The organism is Nostoc sp. CCY0012, from assembly GCF_963920855.1.
GTDB lineage: Bacteria > Cyanobacteriota > Cyanobacteriia > Cyanobacteriales > Nostocaceae > Cyanocohniella.
Window position 1 is genome coordinate 63532 of record NZ_CAWUDM010000017.1, and the last position, 18927, is coordinate 82458.

Here is an 18927-nt window from a genome sequence, read left to right on the forward strand (position 1 = left end):
AATTACGAATTACGAATTAAACAACTCCCGCCTGAAAAACTCTGCCAATTACTTCTTCCACAGGCGGCTCAGTCACTGTTAAATCAATCACCTCCAAATCTGCCAACATCTTGGATACTGTCCGAGTAAGCGATTCTCTCGGTACCATAAAACTCACTGCACGCCCTTCTAATAGTTGTACATCACCATAAGACATGAGTTTTTCTTTTGGTAGCGGCTCGGCTAACTCTACATGGATTTCTCTGTAAGGTGCAAATTGTTCTAGTAATCCATTTAAACTGCCGTCATACATGAGTTTGCCTTGGTGAATTAACAACACTCGCTCACATAAGGCAGTAATATCAGCCATGTAATGGCTAGTTAATAATACGGTAGCTTGGTAACGTTGATTATACTCACGGAGAAAATCACGCACTGCCACCTGAGCATTTACATCAAGTCCTAGTGTGGGTTCATCTAGAAACAATACATGAGGACGGTGCAACAGCGCTGCTAACAGTTCTGCTTTCATCCGTTCGCCCAAAGACAACTTTCGCACTGGTTGGGTAAGTTTACCTTCTAGAGTCAGCATCTCTGTTAATTCCCCCACTCGTTTTTGAAATTCTTTATCAGAGATGTTGTAAACAGCAGCGTTGATTCTCAAAGAATCGAGTGCGGGTAAATCCCAGAGTAATTGCTGTTTTTGTCCCATCACCAAGGTGATTTTTTGCAAAAATGCCTCTCGGCGAAGAAACGGCACATGTCCCGCAACTTTAACTGTACCGTCGGAAGGATGAATCAATCCTGTGAGCATTTTGAGCGTGGTGGTTTTACCTGCACCATTAGGCCCCAAAAAACCCACCACTTCACCAGGCGCAATTTCAAAAGAAACATTTTGAACTGCTTTAATTGAACGGTAGGTGCGGTGAAAAAAGTGGGTGAATGTTCCTTTGATACCCGGTTCTTTGACAGCTACCGGATAAAATTTACTCAGGTTTTCAACAGTAATGATTGACATAGATTTGGTATTTTCACCACAGAGGAAAACTGATGCACACTGATGATTTGTCTGAGTTTATCTGGAGTTCTAGTTATTAAGATATGGGCTTGTTGGCGTTGTTGATTGAGAATATGAATTTTGTCACGCAAAGGCAAGGCAGCGCGGTCTTGGGGGTTTCCCCCATAAGCGACTGCCGCGCAAAGACGCTAAGGTACAAAGAAAAAGAAAGGTAATTTGGCATTTTTTCTCACTCCCTACTCCCCACTCCCTACCTTCTACCTTAAACGTCCCGATCGCAAGATACTAATAATTAACCACAATCCTAATAAACTGGCAGCAGCAAAGAGAACACTACTTAAGAAAGATAGTTGAGTTGTTTGGGCTTTGGTGGAAATAATGGCTGCTCCCATAATTAAGGAACCCACCAAAATACTAAAAGATAAGCGGTTGGCAGCATCATCCATAGTCCGCCGTACACCATCTAAACCCCGGAGTGAAAGATTCCACTGTAAGGTTTCGGATGTGACTCGATCTAATAACCGTTCAATTTGCCGGGGAGATTGTAATGAGAGACTTTTAATATCTAGGGCTGTTCTTAACAACGAGGGTATGGGATTATCCCCTAGTAATTGCCGCCGAAATAAGTCTGTAATTAATGGCTTGATTTCATCAAATAAGTTCACCTCTGGGTAAAATGATTGGGCCACTCCTTCTAGGTTAGCCAGGGTTTTGGCATATAAGCCCATGTTGCTAGGTAGGCGAATTTTATTGTTACGGGCAACTTGCAAAATTTCATAAATTACTTGACTAAAATTGATTTCTGTCAAGCTGACATTATGATACTTCCGCAACATGCGATCGTAATCGCTTTCTAACCTTGCCAAAATCACCGGTTGAGGAGAATCTGCTAATTGCAAAGTTAACTGAGCGCATCGCCCCGCATCTAAATCAATAATCGCCAACAACATTTCTGTTAATATCTGCTGAGTGCGGGGATCAAGTCTACCCACCATTCCGCAATCTAAGATTGCAATGCGCCCATCGACAAGATAAAATAAATTTCCAGGATGGGGATCAGCATGAAAGAAGCCATCAATGTATAGTTGCTGAAAAAAAGCTCGAAATAGCAAAGTGGTAATGGCTTTGCGGTCGGGATCAGAACTATTACCGTTTTGCTCACTCGTCAAATCTGCTGACAGCAGAGGTACACCATCTAACCACTCCATCACCATTAACTTTTCTGTGGTCAATTCCCAGACAATTTCTGCTACCACAATTTGTTTGGGATCAAACCAACGACTACGGGATAAATTCCGTCGCAGTTCGTCTGTATAACCAGCTTCCCGCGTAAAATCTAACTCGGCTTCTAAAGCTTTGGTGAATTCTTCAGCGACAGATTTGATTTCGTAGGTTTGCCCAAAATCGGTACGTGCTACTAAATCAGCAATACCTTGAATTAAAGCGATATCTTGAGCAACTGTGATATCAATTCCCGGACGTTGCACCTTCAGCGCTACTTCTCGACCATCGATTAATGTAGCTCGATGAGTCTGGGCAATTGATCCCGCAGCTACTGCTACAGGATTAACTGTACTGAATGTTTCTTCCAGAGGACGTTTAAGTTGCTTGCGGATAACTATTTCTACTTCTACCCAAGGAACTGGTGGTACTTCGTCTTGTAGGGTAGAAAGTTCCTCAATGTAGGCAGCATTCAGTAAGTCTGGACGAGTAGATAGTAACTGACCAAGTTTGACATAAACTGGCCCCAAATCCACAAGAATGTTTTTTAATACCGCAGGTGTGGGTAGCTGAGGTTCATCTGCTTTACCGCCAGTCAGTAACCTTCGCATATAATCCCAGCCATTACGGAGGACTACTTCGATAATTTCTCTTTGACGGGGGACAGTTTGGGTGAGGAACATTGTGGGGAGGTGGCGAGGTGGAGAGGTGGAGAGGTGGATGGAGAAGTGGGGAGGAGGGGGATATGGGGGAGATGGAGAAGAATGTATTTTTTCCCCTAGTCCCTAGTCCCTAGTCCCCAGTCCCTAAAACCGACATTCAAGTTATAATATGAAAACGGGCTATTCAGTCTCTGCCAAGGGTTTTAACTTTTACAGCTTAACAACTACAACAGTTCAGTAAATCGGGGATCGTCGGCGAGGGTTTTGAGAATCTGCTTGATTTCTTGAGTCCGTTCTTTGTTGACAATGAGGGTGACGTTGCGATCGCGCACAATCACCACATCCTCTAAACCAATAGTAACAACTACATCTTCAGGATTAGAAGCATAAACAATAGCTCCGTGGGTATCCAATCCCACGTGGGTAGCAAGTTCCACATTGGGATTCTCGGCTTTTTTCAGTAAGCGTTCCAGCGCATTCCAATCTCCTAAATCATCCCACCCAAATTCTACTGGCAAGACATATGCTAAATTTGTCTTTTCCATGAGTGCATAGTCTATACTCTGTTTAGGCAATTGAGGATATATATCAGGACCTTGTTGTGCTAACGGTTCAATGATTTCTGGTGCATGGGTATATAGTTCCTTGAGAACAACTCCTGCCCGAAACACGAACATACCGCTATTCCAGCTAAAACGTCCCGTAGATAAAAAAGTTTCTGCCGTTTCACGGTTGGGCTTTTCAGTAAAGCGGTTGACGTGATAGGCTGGCAAATCATTAAAGCTACCAATCTTTTCGCCTTGTTCAATGTAGCCGTAACCAGTCGATGGGAAAGTAGGCTTGATCCCCAAAGTGACAATCGCTTCGGTGCTTGCCGCTAACTGGGTAGCAGCACTTAAAGTATTGACAAATGCTTTTTGATCAGCTATCCAATGGTCAGAGGGAAAAAAGCCAATAATAGCGTCTTCTCCGTAACGCTTTTGAATTTCCAAACTTGTCCAGGCGACGGCGGCGGCTGTGTCCCTACCCTGTGACTCAATTAATAAATTCTGAGATGGCAGTTCAGGTAGTTGTTGTCTTACACCTTCAGCTATCTGACTAGAAGTAATCACCCACAAGTTATCCCAAGAGCTGGAGATTGTTAACAGTCGATCGGCAGTTGCTTGTAATAGACTTCTAGAGCTACCATCAAGGCTTAAAAATTGTTTGGGTCTGTCTTTGCGACTCAGGGGCCAAAAACGCTCACCTTTGCCACCGGCAAGAATTACTGGGAACAATGAACTACTCATGTTGTCATACACACTTAGGTCGGAACACTATAAGTGTACAGTGAGCTTTTCCCCTGGCAAGATTTGTGGCTTCGATTAACATACCTTTCGGGAGTGGTTAAGTGGGGAGATAATTGTGATTAAACAGTTTCAATGGTCAGAAAATCAGGTCACACCGCAACAAGTACCAGAATTAGAACTGGAGGAAAGACCGCAACAAATACAATGGGCAGAAAATGAGCTAACGCTGCAACAGCCATCCCCATCAGAACTAGAGATAGTTCCTCATCAGCCAGGAAATATTTCCCGTAGTGTTGCCGAGTCTGTAAGTGCAATTCCCAATGAGCTTTACGAGAGATTAGGCTTGACTATGCCTCGGTGGCTACTGTGGACACTGACAGTAGTTGTGGGGATCGTGTTATCTGGGTTGTTGGTATCTACTTTGGCTTTGTGGACTCCTTTGTGGAGCAATCTAGATAAAACAGATGAAGAATTAGGTTTTTCTGGTAGAGATGAGCAGAAAGTCCCCTTACCTGGAGAGTTGTGGAGCAAAATCTCTCAGTATAAACTCTCTCGACCGATGAACATCTTAATTATGGGGGTTGATCCGGTCAAAGGTACTGTTGATGGCTCACCAGAAAGTTTTGCAGGTACTAGCGATACTATGTTGCTTGTCCGGCTTGACCCTAGTAATAAATCTATGCGGGTGCTTTCTATTCCCAGAGATACAATGATCGCTATCCCAGAACAGGGATTAACTAAGGTATCTGATGCCAATGCTCAAGGCGGCCCAGTCTTAGCAGCACGGGTAGTCAGCCGGACTTTAAATAATGCTCCTATACATCGTTATATCCGTATTTCTACTAGTGGATTAAGGCAGTTAGTCGATCAATTGGGTGGGGTAGATGTATTTGTACCCCAAAATATGGAATATCGAGATACTAGTAATCAGTTATCAATTAATTTGGTCAGTGGTTGGCAAACTCTCGACGGTGAACAGGCAGAGCAATTTGCCCGATTCCGCGAACCAGGACTAGGGGATCTACCTAGAGTGCAGCGACAACAAGCGTTAATTACCGCTTTGCTTCAACGCCTCAATAGTCCTACGGTCTTACCCAGACTACCGCAATTAACCCGCTTAATGCGAAAGTATTTTGATACAAATCTCAAGCTAGAAGAAATGATGGCTTTAGCTAATTATTCCGTGAACTTGGAACGGGATAATTTCCAAATGACCATTTTACCGGGTACGTTCAGCCGATTTAGCCAAGACCCTAATAGTTATTGGTTGAATCTGAATGGACAACAAAGTCTATTGAATAATTACGTTGGGGTAGATGTACCTGGTCTCAAGCCAGATTTACGCCCAGTACATAACCGCAGAATTGCTATTCAAAATGCTTCCAATCAACCCCAGCTAACAGCAAAAGTTATTAGCTATCTCAAACAGAAAGGCTTTACAAACGTTTACGCGGTGTCTGATTGGCCCGATACTCAACGTCAAACTCAAATTATTGTCCAGAAAGGTAACCGAGGCACAGGACTTGAGCTGAATGAAATCATCGGCTTGGGTCACATTGATGTATCGGCAACTGGGGATTTAGAATCTGATTTGACTATCCGTATTGGTAAAGATTGGAAATAGTAATTTGGTCATTAGTCATTAGCCCTTTTCTATCACTCTGGAGAGAGAAAAATAAATGTAGGTTCGGTAGAACGTAGTGAAACCCAACAATCCCAAGGTCTTTGGGTGTTGGGTTTCGCTGTACTTAACCCAAACTTGTATATTCAGGGAAGCGTCTTAGAACGACGGAGTTTTAAACCCATTTTTCTGATAAAAACGGGGGGACGAGTATAGCAGGTAAATTACTGATAATTTTCATCAGATATTGTGTCAAGGTAAACGCATCTACACCTAGTTCTGTGCGTTCTTGGGCTGCTAAAATCGCCGATTGGGAGTGCCACCAAGCCGCTGTGGCGACAATATCTTCTAGAGGAATTTCCTTGGTTGCTGCTTGAGCTAATAATCCTCCCATTAACCCCGCCAAGACATCACCACTACCACCACGCGCCAAAGCCGGGGTACTTTCAGGATTAATCCAAATTGTACCTTGGGAGTTGGCTATAGCTGTTCTTGCCCCTTTTAACAACACTACAGCCCCACTTTGTACTGCTGCTGCTTGTACTGCTTTGATTCTGTTTTTTTGGGGATTGGCAATATTGGGAAACAAGCGCTGAAATTCACCAGTGTGGGGCGTTATGACTGTTGGCGCTGCACGCCTTTGTAATGTGGGAATTGCGCCCATTTGTGCCAAGATATTTAATCCATCAGCATCGAGGACTAAAGAGCGATCGCTCGCAATCACCTCTTGGACAATGGGCGTAGCATCTAGAGTTAAACCAGGGCCACAGGCGATCGCACTAAAGGAACTCAAATCAGTGTTTTCTGGCAATTGCAAATGAGCGATCGCACCTGATTCTGTCTCCGGACAACCCACAATTAATGCTTCTGGTAAATGCGACACCAAAAGATGTTTTAAAGATTCTGGCACAGCAATTGAAAGCATTCCCACACCGCTGGCGCGCGCACCCAAAGCAGTTAAAATTGCCCCACCCGCATAGCGCCGGGAACCACAAATCAGTAATAAATGACCTTCTTTATATTTATGCGTGACCGATGGACGAGGTAAAGGTAAAGTAGCAAGTGCTGTTGCTGGGGTAATGCGTTTAATTTTGGGTGCATCTCCTAATACAGCTTGCACATCAGCCAAGGGAATATCAAAATCAATTAATTCAGCTTTGCCGATATATTCTAAAGCGGCATCTTCAAAGAAAGCTAACTTCCATAAACCTAAGCAAAACGTGTGAGTAGCGCGAATGGCTGTTCCCAAAACTTCACCTGTATCAGTGTGGATACCTGAAGGGATATCGATACTCACAATTGGCTGATGCCAAGTATTGAATTGATTAATTGCCGAGGCTATGGCATCAGTAATTGGTCTTTCTAAACCAAATCCGAACAACCCATCAATTAAAAAATCACAATCTGGCAATTGCGAAATTTCTTGATAATACGGGATACCTAAACACTGGGCATATTGTAAATGCTGCGAAGTTAATTCCTTAAACTGAGAAAAAGGAGAATATATCCACACCCCATACCCGCGAAAGTACAATTCACGGGCGACAACCAAAGCATCCCCCCCATTATGACCAGGGCCAACTAAAATCCCCACACGAGATCCCGCCACTTCCTGAACACGATGGGCAATTAATCCTGCCACCTTTTCCATCAAAGCTGCTACAGGCATTCCGGCGGCAAAGATACGTTCTTCAATATCCCGCATTTGCGCGGCAGTCACCACAACTTGTGAAATTTGTTCTTGCCTATCTTGCATCAGCCTTGAGTCCTACCTGTTGAGTACTGAGTTGGGAATTTTAAATGGGGAATTAACTACTCCACTCTTTACTTTTACCTCTTTACCAAAAGATAAGGTTTAAAGCCGAGTGGAATTGTGGGTGGTTTTTCTCCCCTGCCCCCTGCTCCCTGCCCTGACAGGTGTAGGTATTTTACAAACGTGCCTGAAATGGAGTTTTTAAGTTGGTTAACAACTCAAATTTTAGTTTCTGATTTCCCAACCAAGAACGAAATTTCGTTATTTGAACCACGTTTATCGCTCTGTTTGAGAGTGCCTACTCATACCCAAATAAAAAACCTACACTTGTGAGCTGCTCCCTGCCCCCTGCCCCCTGCTTTTTCACTCATTATCTGCCGTAGTAAACCCTGGAGTTACCGTAACCTAACTCTCGCAGATATTGATTCCATCTTTCTGCATCTGCCCTTGTGGGAAAAGGCCCTACAGCAACGTGTGGCCCCAGTGGTTGTTGTCTTGCCTGTACAAAGTTATACTGTCCACTTGTGCGTCTAATATTGTCTGCCATTAAAAAGACATCTCCCGTAACCACCGGAATCACGGCATAGTAAGCAGATTCTTGTCTGGGAGGGCTACTTTGGGTTGGCTGTCCAGGAGTGGCAAAACCAGTAGAGGATATTTCTCGTCCATCAGTAAAATTGACAATTCGGGCATTGTTGATACCGTATGACTGGAGTTCTCTGACTCGATTTTGAGCATTAGCTAATTGACTAAAAATTCCTGACTGAATTACAGAACCTCCTTGGTACTGACGGATATAAGCTTCTGGTTCAATCAGACGTACTCGTTGGAGTACTTGGGAATTAGTACTATCAACAACCACTAAATAGCGCTGAAAAGTCTGGCTATACTGGTTAGACTGTATCGGTTGGTAAGGCTGAAAGTTTTGCTCATACTGATAAAATTCCACTGATTGCATGGGTTCGACCTTGGGCAGTGGCGATGGACGATTTTGTGCCTGACTACTGTGGGGTATCAGCGCCAAACAACTTCCCAAGAACAACGGAATCATTGGCAAGGTGAGCAATTTACCTGGTATTTGACTGTACATAGTAGTAACGAAATTCCTAGATAATTTCTTTCAGCAATTAATAAATGCACTGTGGTCTTGACTATATATTGTTAGCTTAGAATTTAGTATGCCTAAGTGGCAATAAGCACATCAAAAAAATTTGGCTTTACTCATTAACTGGCTGAAATTAGGCTCATACAAAAACACAGAACTGAGAAACCTTCATCGCCAATGTCTTTGAACAGCAAGGCTTTACAGATATTTGTGCTACAATCGGACAGACCAAAGCTGTTGTTGTGTATATATCGGCCTCCAGTTTGAGATAGTTGGCCAAACTAAACCATAAAATAACTAATAATGTTTTCTTGATTGCATAGAATCTACAAATAAAAATTAGAGTTAAAATTTGGTCATCAGGCTGTTAAAAACAGGTTTTTATGCTTACGTATAGTAGCCAATAGTTAGCAATAAAGGATATGAAAAAAGTTGTCGTTGGTCTTTCTGGTGGTGTTGACAGTTCTACAGCCGCCGCCATCCTGAACCATCAGGGTTATGAAGTAATTGGTTTGACCCTTTGGCTGATGAAAGGCAAGGGCCAGTGTTGCTCTGAAGGCATGATCGACGCGGCAGATATCTGTGAACAATTGGGTGTTCCCCATGAAGTGGTGGATATTCGAGAAGTCTTTCAAACCCATATTGTTGATTACTTGGTAACTGGTTACAGCGCCGGGATTACACCTCTGCCTTGTTCGCAGTGCAATAAAACAGTGAAGTTTGGGCCAATGGTGCAATATGCCCGTGAACAATTAGGATGCGATCGCATTGCTACAGGTCATTATGCTCAAATTAATTATGATGACGCTACTGGACGTTACCAGTTATTAAGGGCGGTTGACCGTAACAAAGACCAATCTTACTTCTTGTATGATTTATCACAAGATTTATTGGCAGCCACAGTATTTCCTCTGGGGGAAATCCAAAAAGCCGACACTCGCCGCATCGCCGCTGAATACGGATTAAAAACTGCCGATAAGCCAGAAAGTCAAGACCTGTGCTTAGTGGAAAGCAACGGTTCCATGCGGGCATTTCTAGATAAATATGTGGCTCCCAAAGAAGGCGAGATTGTGGATACCACAGGTAAAGTTTTGGGCAAACATGATGGTGTCCATCACTACACCATTGGACAGCGTAAAGGCTTGGGAATAGCCGCAGCCGAACCGCTGTATGTTGTGGAATTAGATGCAGTAAATAATAAAGTAGTAGTAGGCGATCGCACCAAAGTAACCCAGCCAGAATGCACTGTAAATCGGGTAAATTGGGTTTCCATTGCTGAACCCGCTACTCCCATTCGAGCAAAAGTGCAAATTCGTTATCGTTCCCAACCCGAACCAGTAACGGTGATTCCTCTAGAAAACTCTTGCGTGCGTTTGGTATTTGATGAACCCCAATTCAGCATCACCCCCGGACAAGCCGCTGTATGGTACGACGGTGATAAAGTCTTGGGTGGTGGAATTATTGAACTAAATTTTTAATACAAACAGAGGTTGTTGGCTCCATAGTTTGTTAAACTCCAACTTCGAGCAGCGTCAGTAAAGAGGGGTCGCAGAGTGACTCATGATGAATATACCGGCAATATAGACAAGATTGATCAGCGGGACTTTTCATGGTCTTTCTGGTTTACCTTGCCAATCTACCCTTATGGCCAGCGGCGGACTATCCGTAAAGAGGTGGTGAAAGACACTATCTGGACGTTTGACCAGTTGCAGGGTATTTTTTATGTTGTTGTGCCAATTCGCATGACTGTAGTCAGGCTAGATGATGGTGGTTTATTGGTATATGCACCTGTAGCGCCAACTCTAGAATGTCTGAGGCTGCTAAAAGAGTTAGTTGTAGAATACGGCGATGTTAAATACATTATTTTGCCAACTGTCTCTGGATTGGAACATAAGGTTTTTGTTGGCCCCTTTGCGAGACGCTTTCCCCATGCACAGGTGTTTGTTGCACCTCATCAGTGGAGTTTTCCAGTAAATTTGCCTCTGAGTTGGCTGGGTTTACCTAGTAAACGGACTCAAGTTTTACCACAAGACAGTAGTCAAACACCATTTGCTGATGAGTTTGATTATGCGATATTGGGGCCCATTGAGTTGGGGCCTGGAAGGTTTGCGGAAGTTGCTTTTTTTCACAAGCGATCGCACACTTTATTAGTCACAGATTCAGTCATTTCTGTACCGGAAGATCCACCTGCCATCGTCCAATTAGATCCCTATCCTCTACTATTTCATGCCAAAGACAAGGCGACTGACATGATTACAGATAATCAGGCAAATCGACGTCAGGGATGGCAACGAATTGTGTTATTTGCTTTGTACTTTCGCCCCAGTGTGCTAGAGGTAGTGGGCTTAACTCAAGTACTTGGCAATGCTATTAAAACCTCCAACCGCTCAAAACAAGCTTATTTTGGGTTATTTCCCTTTAAATGGCAATCAGATTGGGAGCGTTCTTTTAAAATTCTGCAAGGAGATGGTCGTTTATTTGTCGCCCCGATTTTACAAACACTGATTCTCAACCGCGCACCCCAAGAAACCATTGATTGGGCTAATTATGTGGCGAGTTGGGATTTTCAGTGGATAATTCCTTGTCATTTTAGCGCTCCGATTAAAGCTGAACCGCATCAGTTTCGTCAAGCATTCTCTTTTTTAGAACAGTATCCCATGATAAATGCAGGTTTATTCAGTAGTGATACTTATCCTTTACCAGACGAAGATTTTAAATTGCTCAGGTCAATTGATGATAATTTAAAAAAGTTTGGTATCGTACCACCGCCAAAGGAAAAAGTTTAGTTAAATAATCTTTGCCAAGTTAATTTTTGACTATCTTCATCCCAATGCCAGCGTAATAAATTGGCCGATGGACTAGAAATAATCCCTGGTAAATTAATCGCTTGTCTGGGTGCATTAGTAGCTAAATTTATGGCAGTTTCTACCTCACAAATCCCCCACTTCACCAAATTTTGTACTCCCACCAATAAGGATAAAGTTGTCCCGGATAAAGTACCATCGGCTAATCGTGCAGTGCCGTTGATAACTTCAATTTCTCGACTATCCCAAGGATATACCCCATCGGGTAACCCCAGAGGTGCAAGGGCATCACTGACAAGGAACAGCCCTTGAGCTTGATTGCTGGCGCGCAGTAGAATTTGCAGCATGGTGGGTGTAACGTGTTCACCATCGGCAATAAAACCACACATGACATGAGGATAGGTAATGGCTGCACCCAATAGTCCTGGTTCGCGGTGATGTAATGGTGGCATGGCGTTGAAAGCGTGAGTTACCATTGTTGCACCCAGTTCAAAAGCACGTTGAGCTTGGGCTGCTGTTGCCTGAGAATGCCCTAAACTCACGGTGATGCCCAAGGAACGCAAATATGGAATGACTGTGCCAGTGGGATCTAACTCTGGTGCTAAGGTGATAACTTTGACAATGTGGGCATAATCACCCAAAACTCTTTTTACTTCGCCAATTGTCAGGGGTAGCAAATACTCTGCTGGGTGGGCGCCGCGCTTGCCATAATTCAAAAACGGCCCTTCTAAATGTACCCCGAGAATCTTGGCACCTACTTTTTGAGTGGGGAGAATATCAGCAATTACAGCAAGCGATCGCTGTATATTTTCTACTGAGGTGGTAACTATGGTGGGGAGAAATCCATCTACACCGACATCCCATAAAAATTGCGATATTTTTGCAAGTAGATACGCGTTATCGTCTCGCAAATCGGGAAACGCTAATCCTAAGGCGCCGTTAATCTGCAAATCGACACCACCCAAAGAAATCCAGTCACCAGCAACATCTAGTAAAGAGTCACAGCCTGGGGATAACTGACTCATAGGCAAAATTTGCTCAATTATTCCCTCATGGTTGACTGAGAGTTGCTGCAAATCTTGATAACCAGGTACTCGCGCATTGATAATATCTACGGGGTTTTGTGTTGCTTTGGTCATACATTAGTTAGAGAATTAGAAATCTGACGGCTATTCACCTCAAATTTAAAATTAATATGGCTCCTCTTATCGGTATTATCATGGGCAGCGATTCCGATTTGCCCACAATGAAAGATGCGATCGCAGTTTGTAAAGAATTTAGTATAGAACATGAAGTGGCGATCGTTTCCGCCCATCGCACGCCAGAACGCATGGTGGAATATGCCCAACAAGCCCACCAACGCGGTATAAAGGTAATTATTGCCGGGGCCGGTGGTGCAGCCCATCTCCCAGGAATGGTAGCATCTTTAACTCCACTGCCTGTGATTGGCGTTCCCATAGCTACCCGAAATTTACAAGGTGTTGATTCTTTATATTCCATTGTCCAAATGCCTGGGGGTATTCCAGTCGCTACAGTGGCCATAGGTAACGCCAAGAATGCTGGACTGTTAGCAGTGCAAATTATCGCTACTCAGCAACCAGAATTACTGGCAAGGGTACAACAATATCGCCAAATTTTATGCGACTCGGTAACAGCAAAGCAAGCCAAACTAGAACAGTTGGGCTATGAGAAATATTTACAACAAGAACTATAAAAATTTTTCTTCCCCACTCCCTACTTCCCATTCATCTAGCAGCAAATGAAATGAAAAATGACTGGGTAGTAACAATTTATTTATCTTTTTTATAAAAATTTAATAATCTTCTTGACTTTGATATTCTTAAGTCAGAAAATACTGACACTGTAAAGGATACAGTTTCTTGCTCTAAATACATTAATGTCAATAGAATCGTCAAAATAAATAAAAAGTATCTAATGATACAGAATTTTTGGTTGAGTAATATAGAAAATCATTCAAATTTGTTTGCAACTTTACCCATGTGAGTAAAGGGAAGCACCGTAGTTACGCTCAATTTTTATAAAGTTTAGAGCAGTAAACTTGCGGTAGTATTTGCCACTGCTTAATGCGATTTTTACGTAAAAATTGACTATTTTGGGCATTCTTCTCCCCAACACATCATTATTTCTACATTAAAGATTAAGTGAAGGAGGCTTGACTGTTTAAGAAAATGATAATAATTTCTTAAGAATATCATCAAAAAATGTTTACAAATGTACCAATAGTTGCCTAAACTCCTACTTGGGTTATGTGAATGTTTGCTTTGCAAACCAGTAGTCTCAACGAGCAATATCGACAACCACTGTGTTTAACTTCGGGCGTTAGTTTTTTCGGCTGAACTTGTTTCTTCTATTCAAGGCTGGAGGATGATTTTTCAAACTTATGTACAAACAGAAATCGAAAATTAAAAGTAGGCGTCTGTCTGCCAGAAACTACGCTAGAAGTATACAATCCAACTCAAAATTTCCGGGATTTAATCTAGCAGTAATTAAAGGGCTTTCACCCAGTTGGCAAGCTTGTTTACCCTTAGCTTGTTTAATTGTTTTGGGTTGGGGTTATGTAGCAGTTGCCCAAACGCCAGATGCAGGGCCAACAACAGCCGAACTCCAAGTTGCACTGGATACTCTGTGGGTAGCGATCGCCGCCTTTTTAGTATTCTTTATGAATGCTGGTTTTGGTATGTTAGAAACCGGCTTCTGTCGCCAAAAAAATGCCGTCAATGTACTATCAAAAAACTTGATTGTATTTGCGCTGGCAAGTATTGCCTTTTGGGCAATTGGCTTTGGCATCATGTTTGGTGATGGCAATGACTTCTTGGGAACATCGGGGTTTTTCTTGGGAGGAGCAGATAACAGCCCGGTCACAGGCGATGCTTATCAAGGTGTATTCAGTTCTCTGAATTGGGCTGGTGTACCTTTAGCTGCTAAGTTTTTATTTCAATTAGCTTTTGCGGGAACTGCGGCCACAATTGTTTCTGGTGCGGTTGCTGAAAGAATCAAATTTGTTGACTTTTTAATCTTTAGTCTCCTACTGGTAGGTATTGCCTATCCCATCACCGGACATTGGATTTGGGGTGGTGGTTGGTTAAGTGAATATGGATTCTGGGATTTTGCCGGTTCCACAGTCGTTCACTCGGTTGGTGGTTGGGCTGCATTAATGGGGGCAGCATTTTTAGGGCCACGCATTGGTAAATACCAAGACCGACAAGTTGTGGCTTTACCTGGTCACAACATGAGTATTGCCACCTTGGGCTGTTTGATTTTGTGGTTGGGTTGGTTTGGTTTTAACCCCGGTTCCACAATGGCTGCTGATGCCAATGCGATCGCTCACATAGCTGTGACAACTAACATGGCTGCGGCTGCGGGTGCCATTGGCGCTACAGGTACAGCTTGGATTTACTTAGGTAAGCCAGACTTGTCAATGATTATCAACGGCGTATTGGCTGGCTTGGTGGCAATTACAGCCCCCTGTGCCTTCGTCAGTATTCCTAGTTCTTTACTCATTGGCTTTATTGGTGGAGTCATAGTAGTGTTCTCCGTGACACTGTTTGACAAAATCCGCATTGATGACCCAGTAGGTGCTACCTCAGTTCACCTTGTTTGTGGTATTTGGGGAACTCTAGCGGTTGGTCTTTGGTCTGTTGGACCTGGCGTTTATACTTGGTATGGTGAAGGTGCTGGCCCAACTGCGGGTTTATTTGCCGGCGGCGGCTTGGGACAGTTATTCATTCAACTAGTCGGTGTTCTCGCTGTAGGTGGGATGACAGTTCTTCTCAGCAGCATCTTCTGGCTGATACTCAAAGCTACTTTAGGTATCCGCGTAACTCGTGAAGAAGAGTTAGAAGGCTTAGATATTGGCGAACACGGTATGGAAGCCTACAATGGATTCCTCAAAGAAACTAGCCCAGGAGGATTCCCTGAAGGACACGGTTCAGCTGGAATATCACCGGATAAATATTAATTTCTGTTTGATTTAATTGGTGAATAAATATCCGCCACTTTCATGAAAGTAGCGGTTTTTTTATGCAAATTTTTTTGTATTCCCTATCTCCCCCATCCCCCCATTCTCGTTAATTTCCACAGATAGTGTGACGTATTGCCTCTGAGGATTTAAAATCTGAGTCAAATCATTGGTATATTTTGCTATTCGTGTCCACTTCTGTAAAAACCTTTCCCATCTGGGGATTATTCCTGCTAGTAACCAACTGCATCCTCATGTTGGCGGTTATTCTGCTGGTTTGGCAACACCAAAAATTACCTGCGCCGGAACCAATCTTACAACCCGAAGCTGTCACACCAGAGTTAGGCCCCCGTCATCAACTCACCTATCAACAGTGGGTAGATATTCTCCAGCAAGAAGCCAAAGTTGCTACTGAACAACGTCCTCAGCGTTTAAGTATTTTAGTAGGAGATTCCTTGACTTTATGGTTTCCCGTTGAGTTATTACCGGAAGACAGAAATTGGCTCAATCAAGCAATTTCCGGCGAAACCAGCGAAGGCTTATTCAAAAGATTAAATTTATTTGACAGTACTCAGCCAGAAGTGATTTTTGTGATGATTGGCATTAATGATTTGCTCAGAGGAATCAGTGATCAAGTCATTTTAGATAATCAGCGACGTATTATGACTTACCTCCGGAAGACGCACCCCAAGGCGCAAATCGTGGTTCAGTCAATTTTGCCTCATGGGGCGGAGTCAGCAACTTGGGAGGGAAGAGAGAAACTGCTGACTATTCCTAATAGTCGTATTCGTCAGTTAAATCAACAACTGCAAAGCACCGCTACTAAAGTTGGGGTCAAATATTTAGATTTGTATCCTTTGTTTACCAATCCACAAGGAAATCTCCGGAGCGAATTTACTACAGATGGTTTACACCTAAGTCCTACAGGTTATCTGGTTTGGCGGACTGCGTTACAAATGTATAGCAATATGGAAGTGGGGAGATAAGGAAGATAATTAATTTTTGGTGGGGATTTTTATCTTGCCCATAAAATCGCGTCTGAGCGCGAGAAAATAAGAAATAGTGATTTAAGTTGCAAAACCAATGGATACAAAAGCTTTTAAACGATCGCTCCAACATTCAGAAAATTACAATCGTAAGGGATTTGGTCACCAAGCTGAAGTCACTACCCAGTTGCAATCTGAATATCAAAGTAGTTTGATTCAAGAAATCCGCGATCGCAACTACATTTTGCAGCGAGGTGATGTTACTATCCGGTTAGCTCAAGCCTTTGGTTTTTGCTGGGGTGTGGAACGTGCTGTAGCAATGGCTTACGAAACCCGTCAACATTTCCCCACAGAACGCATCTGGATTACTAACGAAATTATTCACAATCCCTCTGTGAATCAGCGAATGCAGGAAATGAACATCGGCTTTATTCCTCTGGAAGCAGGGAAAAAAGATTTTGCAGTAGTCTCTTCTGGGGATGTAGTGATATTACCGGCTTTTGGTGCCAGCGTTCAAGAAATGCAAATCCTCCATGAGCAAGGTTGCAAAATTGTCGATACCACTTGTCCTTGGGTGTCTAAAGTTTGGAATACGGTGGAAAAGCACAAAAAAGTTGCTTACACCTCCATTATTCACGGTAAATACAAGCACGAAGAAACTGTTGCTACCAGTTCTTTTGCTGGCAAGTATCTGATTGTATTGAATTTACAAGAAGCTCAGTATGTCGCCGACTATATTCTCAATGGTGGTAACCGAGAGGAATTTCTGCAAAAATTTGCGAAAGCTTGTTCAGCCGGATTTGATCCTGATCAAGACTTAGAAAGAGTGGGGATTGCTAACCAAACCACAATGCTCAAAGGCGAAACTGAGAAAATTGGTAAGCTGTTTGAGCGCACTATGATGCAGAAGTATGGCACAACTGACTTAAATCAGCATTTCCAAAGTTTTAATACCATCTGTGACGCTACCCAAGAACGGCAAGATGCCATGTTGGAGTTAGTGCAACAGAATTTAGACTTCATGCTAGTGATTGGTGGATTTAATTCATCGAATACGGCTCAATTGCAACAAATCGCGGCTGAAAGAGGAATTCCTTCTTATCACATTGATTGTGTAGAACGCATTCAATCAGCAACTGCTATTGAACACCGACAATTAAATGGAGAGTTAGCGATCGCCCAAAACTGGTTACCCGATGGCAAAATTGTTGTAGGAGTAACTTCCGGTGCTTCTACACCAGATAAGGTAGTCGAAGATGTGATGGAAAAGATTTTTGCATTAAAGACAATGGTGGTAGGACTTAAATAAAGTCACCGAAGCACCGACACACTCTGGTGGTGATTCCAGTAAAAACCCCTGGTTTAACGAATAAATCAGGGGTAATTCATTTGCAATTAACTGCTGAAGATGAAGTTACCTTGGTTAAATCACCAGAAAACACCGTGGTGTACTTAAAGGGTGATGAACCAGCACAATTCATAATGTTTTTATCAGGACGACGGGGTGACCACCACGCATTGCCTTTTACAGTCAAATTGCTGCCATTCCACGATAAGTTTTTCACTTCTAAAGAGTTAGTTTTCCCATTACTAGGCCTTTTAGCTGATAAAAATGTGGCCTGGTAAACATTGCCATTGGCAGGATTAATACGGGCGATAACTGCTATTTTGGCACCGCCACCATTGCCATAACCCGATAGCCAACTATTTTTAGCAAAGCGTCGAAAATCATTACCACTCTGGGTACCAGTGGTTGAAAAAACCCCATACAAAGCATTTCCCCCATTCCATAGCAAACCGTAACCTCTGCTATCGTCATTCGTGGTTTCGTAATCACTACGACACCATGTCTTGAAACCATTATCGAAACGGATGATGCGGGGGTCTTGGTTTTTAGATGATATTTGCTGATATCCAATGTAGATAGTTGTGGGGCCAAAAGTCACCTTAGGCCCATTTTTAGCTTTGATTTTAGCCTCACTATCATTGCAAGTGAAGGTGACACTTTTCCCAATAGACGACTGTACACTGCTTTGGGCCAAAACTTGAGAGATTACTAGATCAGATCCTGAGACTACGGTTAAGAGTAAGAACGCCAGGTACTTCGGCAAGTTTTGGGTTTTAATCATTAGCTCCGGAGTGTTAAAAATGTGTAAAACGACACCTTAACACAATTTTTACATTGGGCCAATTTTTGGTCTAAGTTCTTAGGTGCTTTTCCTATTAAACATTTTAATAAATCGGTTCTTCGTCAAGCAGTTACGCCTTCTATGTATTTATACTATACCTACTAGTACTAGTTAATGAACAAATTACTTAAATGATTAACTTAATAGAAAAATACGCTTTGGTAGTTCCAGAACTACAATTAACCCTGATTGACTGCATATATAAAGAACAGATGAACAAAATATGAAGTGTGAGTATTTTTACCAAAAGATAAGGTTTAAAGCCGAGTGGAATTGTAGGCGATAGCCCCCCTGCTCCCTTGTCCCCTTGTCCCCCTGTCC

General features: G+C 42.9%; 14 protein-coding genes. 7 read left to right on the plus strand and 7 right to left on the minus strand.

Going from position 1 to position 18927, the window contains the following annotated elements; genetic code table 11:
• Positions 1 to 16: 16 nt before the first annotated feature.
• From ACM0OS_RS06980 to ACM0OS_RS06990, 3 genes are all read right to left on the minus strand, one after another.
• Complete coding sequence (locus ACM0OS_RS06980; protein ID WP_414542442.1) at positions 17 to 997, minus strand: ABC transporter ATP-binding protein; 981 nt, start codon at positions 995 to 997, stop codon at positions 17 to 19.
• Positions 998 to 1254: 257 nt separating this feature from the next.
• A complete protein-coding gene (locus ACM0OS_RS06985; RefSeq protein ID WP_414542443.1) occupies positions 1255 to 2901 on the minus strand; it encodes an ABC1 kinase family protein in 1647 nt (548 codons plus the stop codon).
• Positions 2902 to 3104: 203 nt separating this feature from the next.
• Positions 3105 to 4169 (minus strand): mannose-1-phosphate guanylyltransferase, encoded by a 1065-nt coding sequence (locus tag ACM0OS_RS06990; RefSeq protein WP_414542444.1) that lies wholly within the window; start codon positions 4167 to 4169, stop codon positions 3105 to 3107.
• A 115-nt stretch (positions 4170 to 4284) separates the two neighbouring features.
• Between ACM0OS_RS06990 and ACM0OS_RS06995 the strand changes: the two genes are divergently transcribed.
• Complete coding sequence (locus tag ACM0OS_RS06995) at positions 4285 to 5793, plus strand: LCP family protein (protein ID WP_414542445.1); 1509 nt, start codon at positions 4285 to 4287, stop codon at positions 5791 to 5793.
• A gap of 172 nt (positions 5794 to 5965) precedes the next feature.
• Here the strand turns inward: ACM0OS_RS06995 and ACM0OS_RS07000 are convergent, their stop codons facing one another.
• Complete coding sequence (locus ACM0OS_RS07000; RefSeq protein WP_414542446.1) at positions 5966 to 7546, minus strand: NAD(P)H-hydrate dehydratase; 1581 nt, start codon at positions 7544 to 7546, stop codon at positions 5966 to 5968.
• A gap of 367 nt (positions 7547 to 7913) precedes the next feature.
• Positions 7914 to 8633, minus strand: coding sequence for a hypothetical protein (locus ACM0OS_RS07005; protein WP_414542447.1), 720 nt, complete (start codon positions 8631 to 8633; stop codon positions 7914 to 7916).
• Between the two features lie 437 nt (positions 8634 to 9070).
• Here ACM0OS_RS07005 and mnmA point away from each other — a divergent pair, with 437 nt between their 5' ends.
• Together mnmA and ACM0OS_RS07015 are read left to right on the plus strand one after the other, a co-directional pair.
• Positions 9071 to 10126 carry a tRNA 2-thiouridine(34) synthase MnmA gene (mnmA, locus tag ACM0OS_RS07010; protein ID WP_414542448.1) on the plus strand — a complete coding sequence of 352 codons (1056 nt, stop codon included), beginning with the start codon at positions 9071 to 9073 and terminating at the stop codon, positions 10124 to 10126.
• A 75-nt stretch (positions 10127 to 10201) separates the two neighbouring features.
• A complete protein-coding gene (locus ACM0OS_RS07015) occupies positions 10202 to 11434 on the plus strand; it encodes a DUF4336 domain-containing protein (RefSeq protein ID WP_414542449.1) in 1233 nt (410 codons plus the stop codon).
• Here the strand turns inward: ACM0OS_RS07015 and nagA are convergent.
• Positions 11431 to 12591, minus strand: a complete 1161-nt coding sequence (gene nagA / locus ACM0OS_RS07020) for an N-acetylglucosamine-6-phosphate deacetylase (RefSeq protein ID WP_414542450.1) — start codon at positions 12589 to 12591, stop codon at positions 11431 to 11433. The two genes, ACM0OS_RS07015 and nagA, sit on opposite strands and share 4 nt — an antisense overlap.
• Positions 12592 to 12647: 56 nt before the next feature.
• Here nagA and purE point away from each other — a divergent pair, with 56 nt between their 5' ends.
• The 4 genes from purE to ACM0OS_RS07040 all read left to right on the plus strand — a co-directional run bounded on the left by purE (position 12648) and on the right by ACM0OS_RS07040 (position 17726).
• Positions 12648 to 13166: a 5-(carboxyamino)imidazole ribonucleotide mutase gene (gene purE / locus ACM0OS_RS07025; protein ID WP_414542451.1), complete on the plus strand. Its 519-nt coding sequence runs from the start codon at positions 12648 to 12650 to the stop codon at positions 13164 to 13166.
• A gap of 687 nt (positions 13167 to 13853) precedes the next feature.
• The gene (locus tag ACM0OS_RS07030) at positions 13854 to 15431 is read left to right on the plus strand and encodes an ammonium transporter (RefSeq protein WP_414542452.1); all 1578 of its coding nucleotides are present in this window, start codon (positions 13854 to 13856) and stop codon (positions 15429 to 15431) included.
• 188 nt (positions 15432 to 15619) lie between these two features.
• On the plus strand, positions 15620 to 16417 hold the full coding sequence (locus tag ACM0OS_RS07035; RefSeq protein ID WP_414542453.1) for an SGNH/GDSL hydrolase family protein: 798 nt from the start codon (positions 15620 to 15622) through the stop codon (positions 16415 to 16417).
• Between the two features lie 97 nt (positions 16418 to 16514).
• Positions 16515 to 17726 carry a 4-hydroxy-3-methylbut-2-enyl diphosphate reductase gene (locus ACM0OS_RS07040; RefSeq protein WP_414542454.1) on the plus strand — a complete coding sequence of 404 codons (1212 nt, stop codon included), beginning with the start codon at positions 16515 to 16517 and terminating at the stop codon, positions 17724 to 17726.
• 76 nt (positions 17727 to 17802) lie between these two features.
• Here ACM0OS_RS07040 and ACM0OS_RS07045 read toward each other — a convergent pair whose 3' ends face one another.
• Positions 17803 to 18546: a hypothetical protein gene (locus tag ACM0OS_RS07045; protein ID WP_414542455.1), complete on the minus strand. Its 744-nt coding sequence runs from the start codon at positions 18544 to 18546 to the stop codon at positions 17803 to 17805.
• Positions 18547 to 18927: the final 381 nt, after the last annotated feature.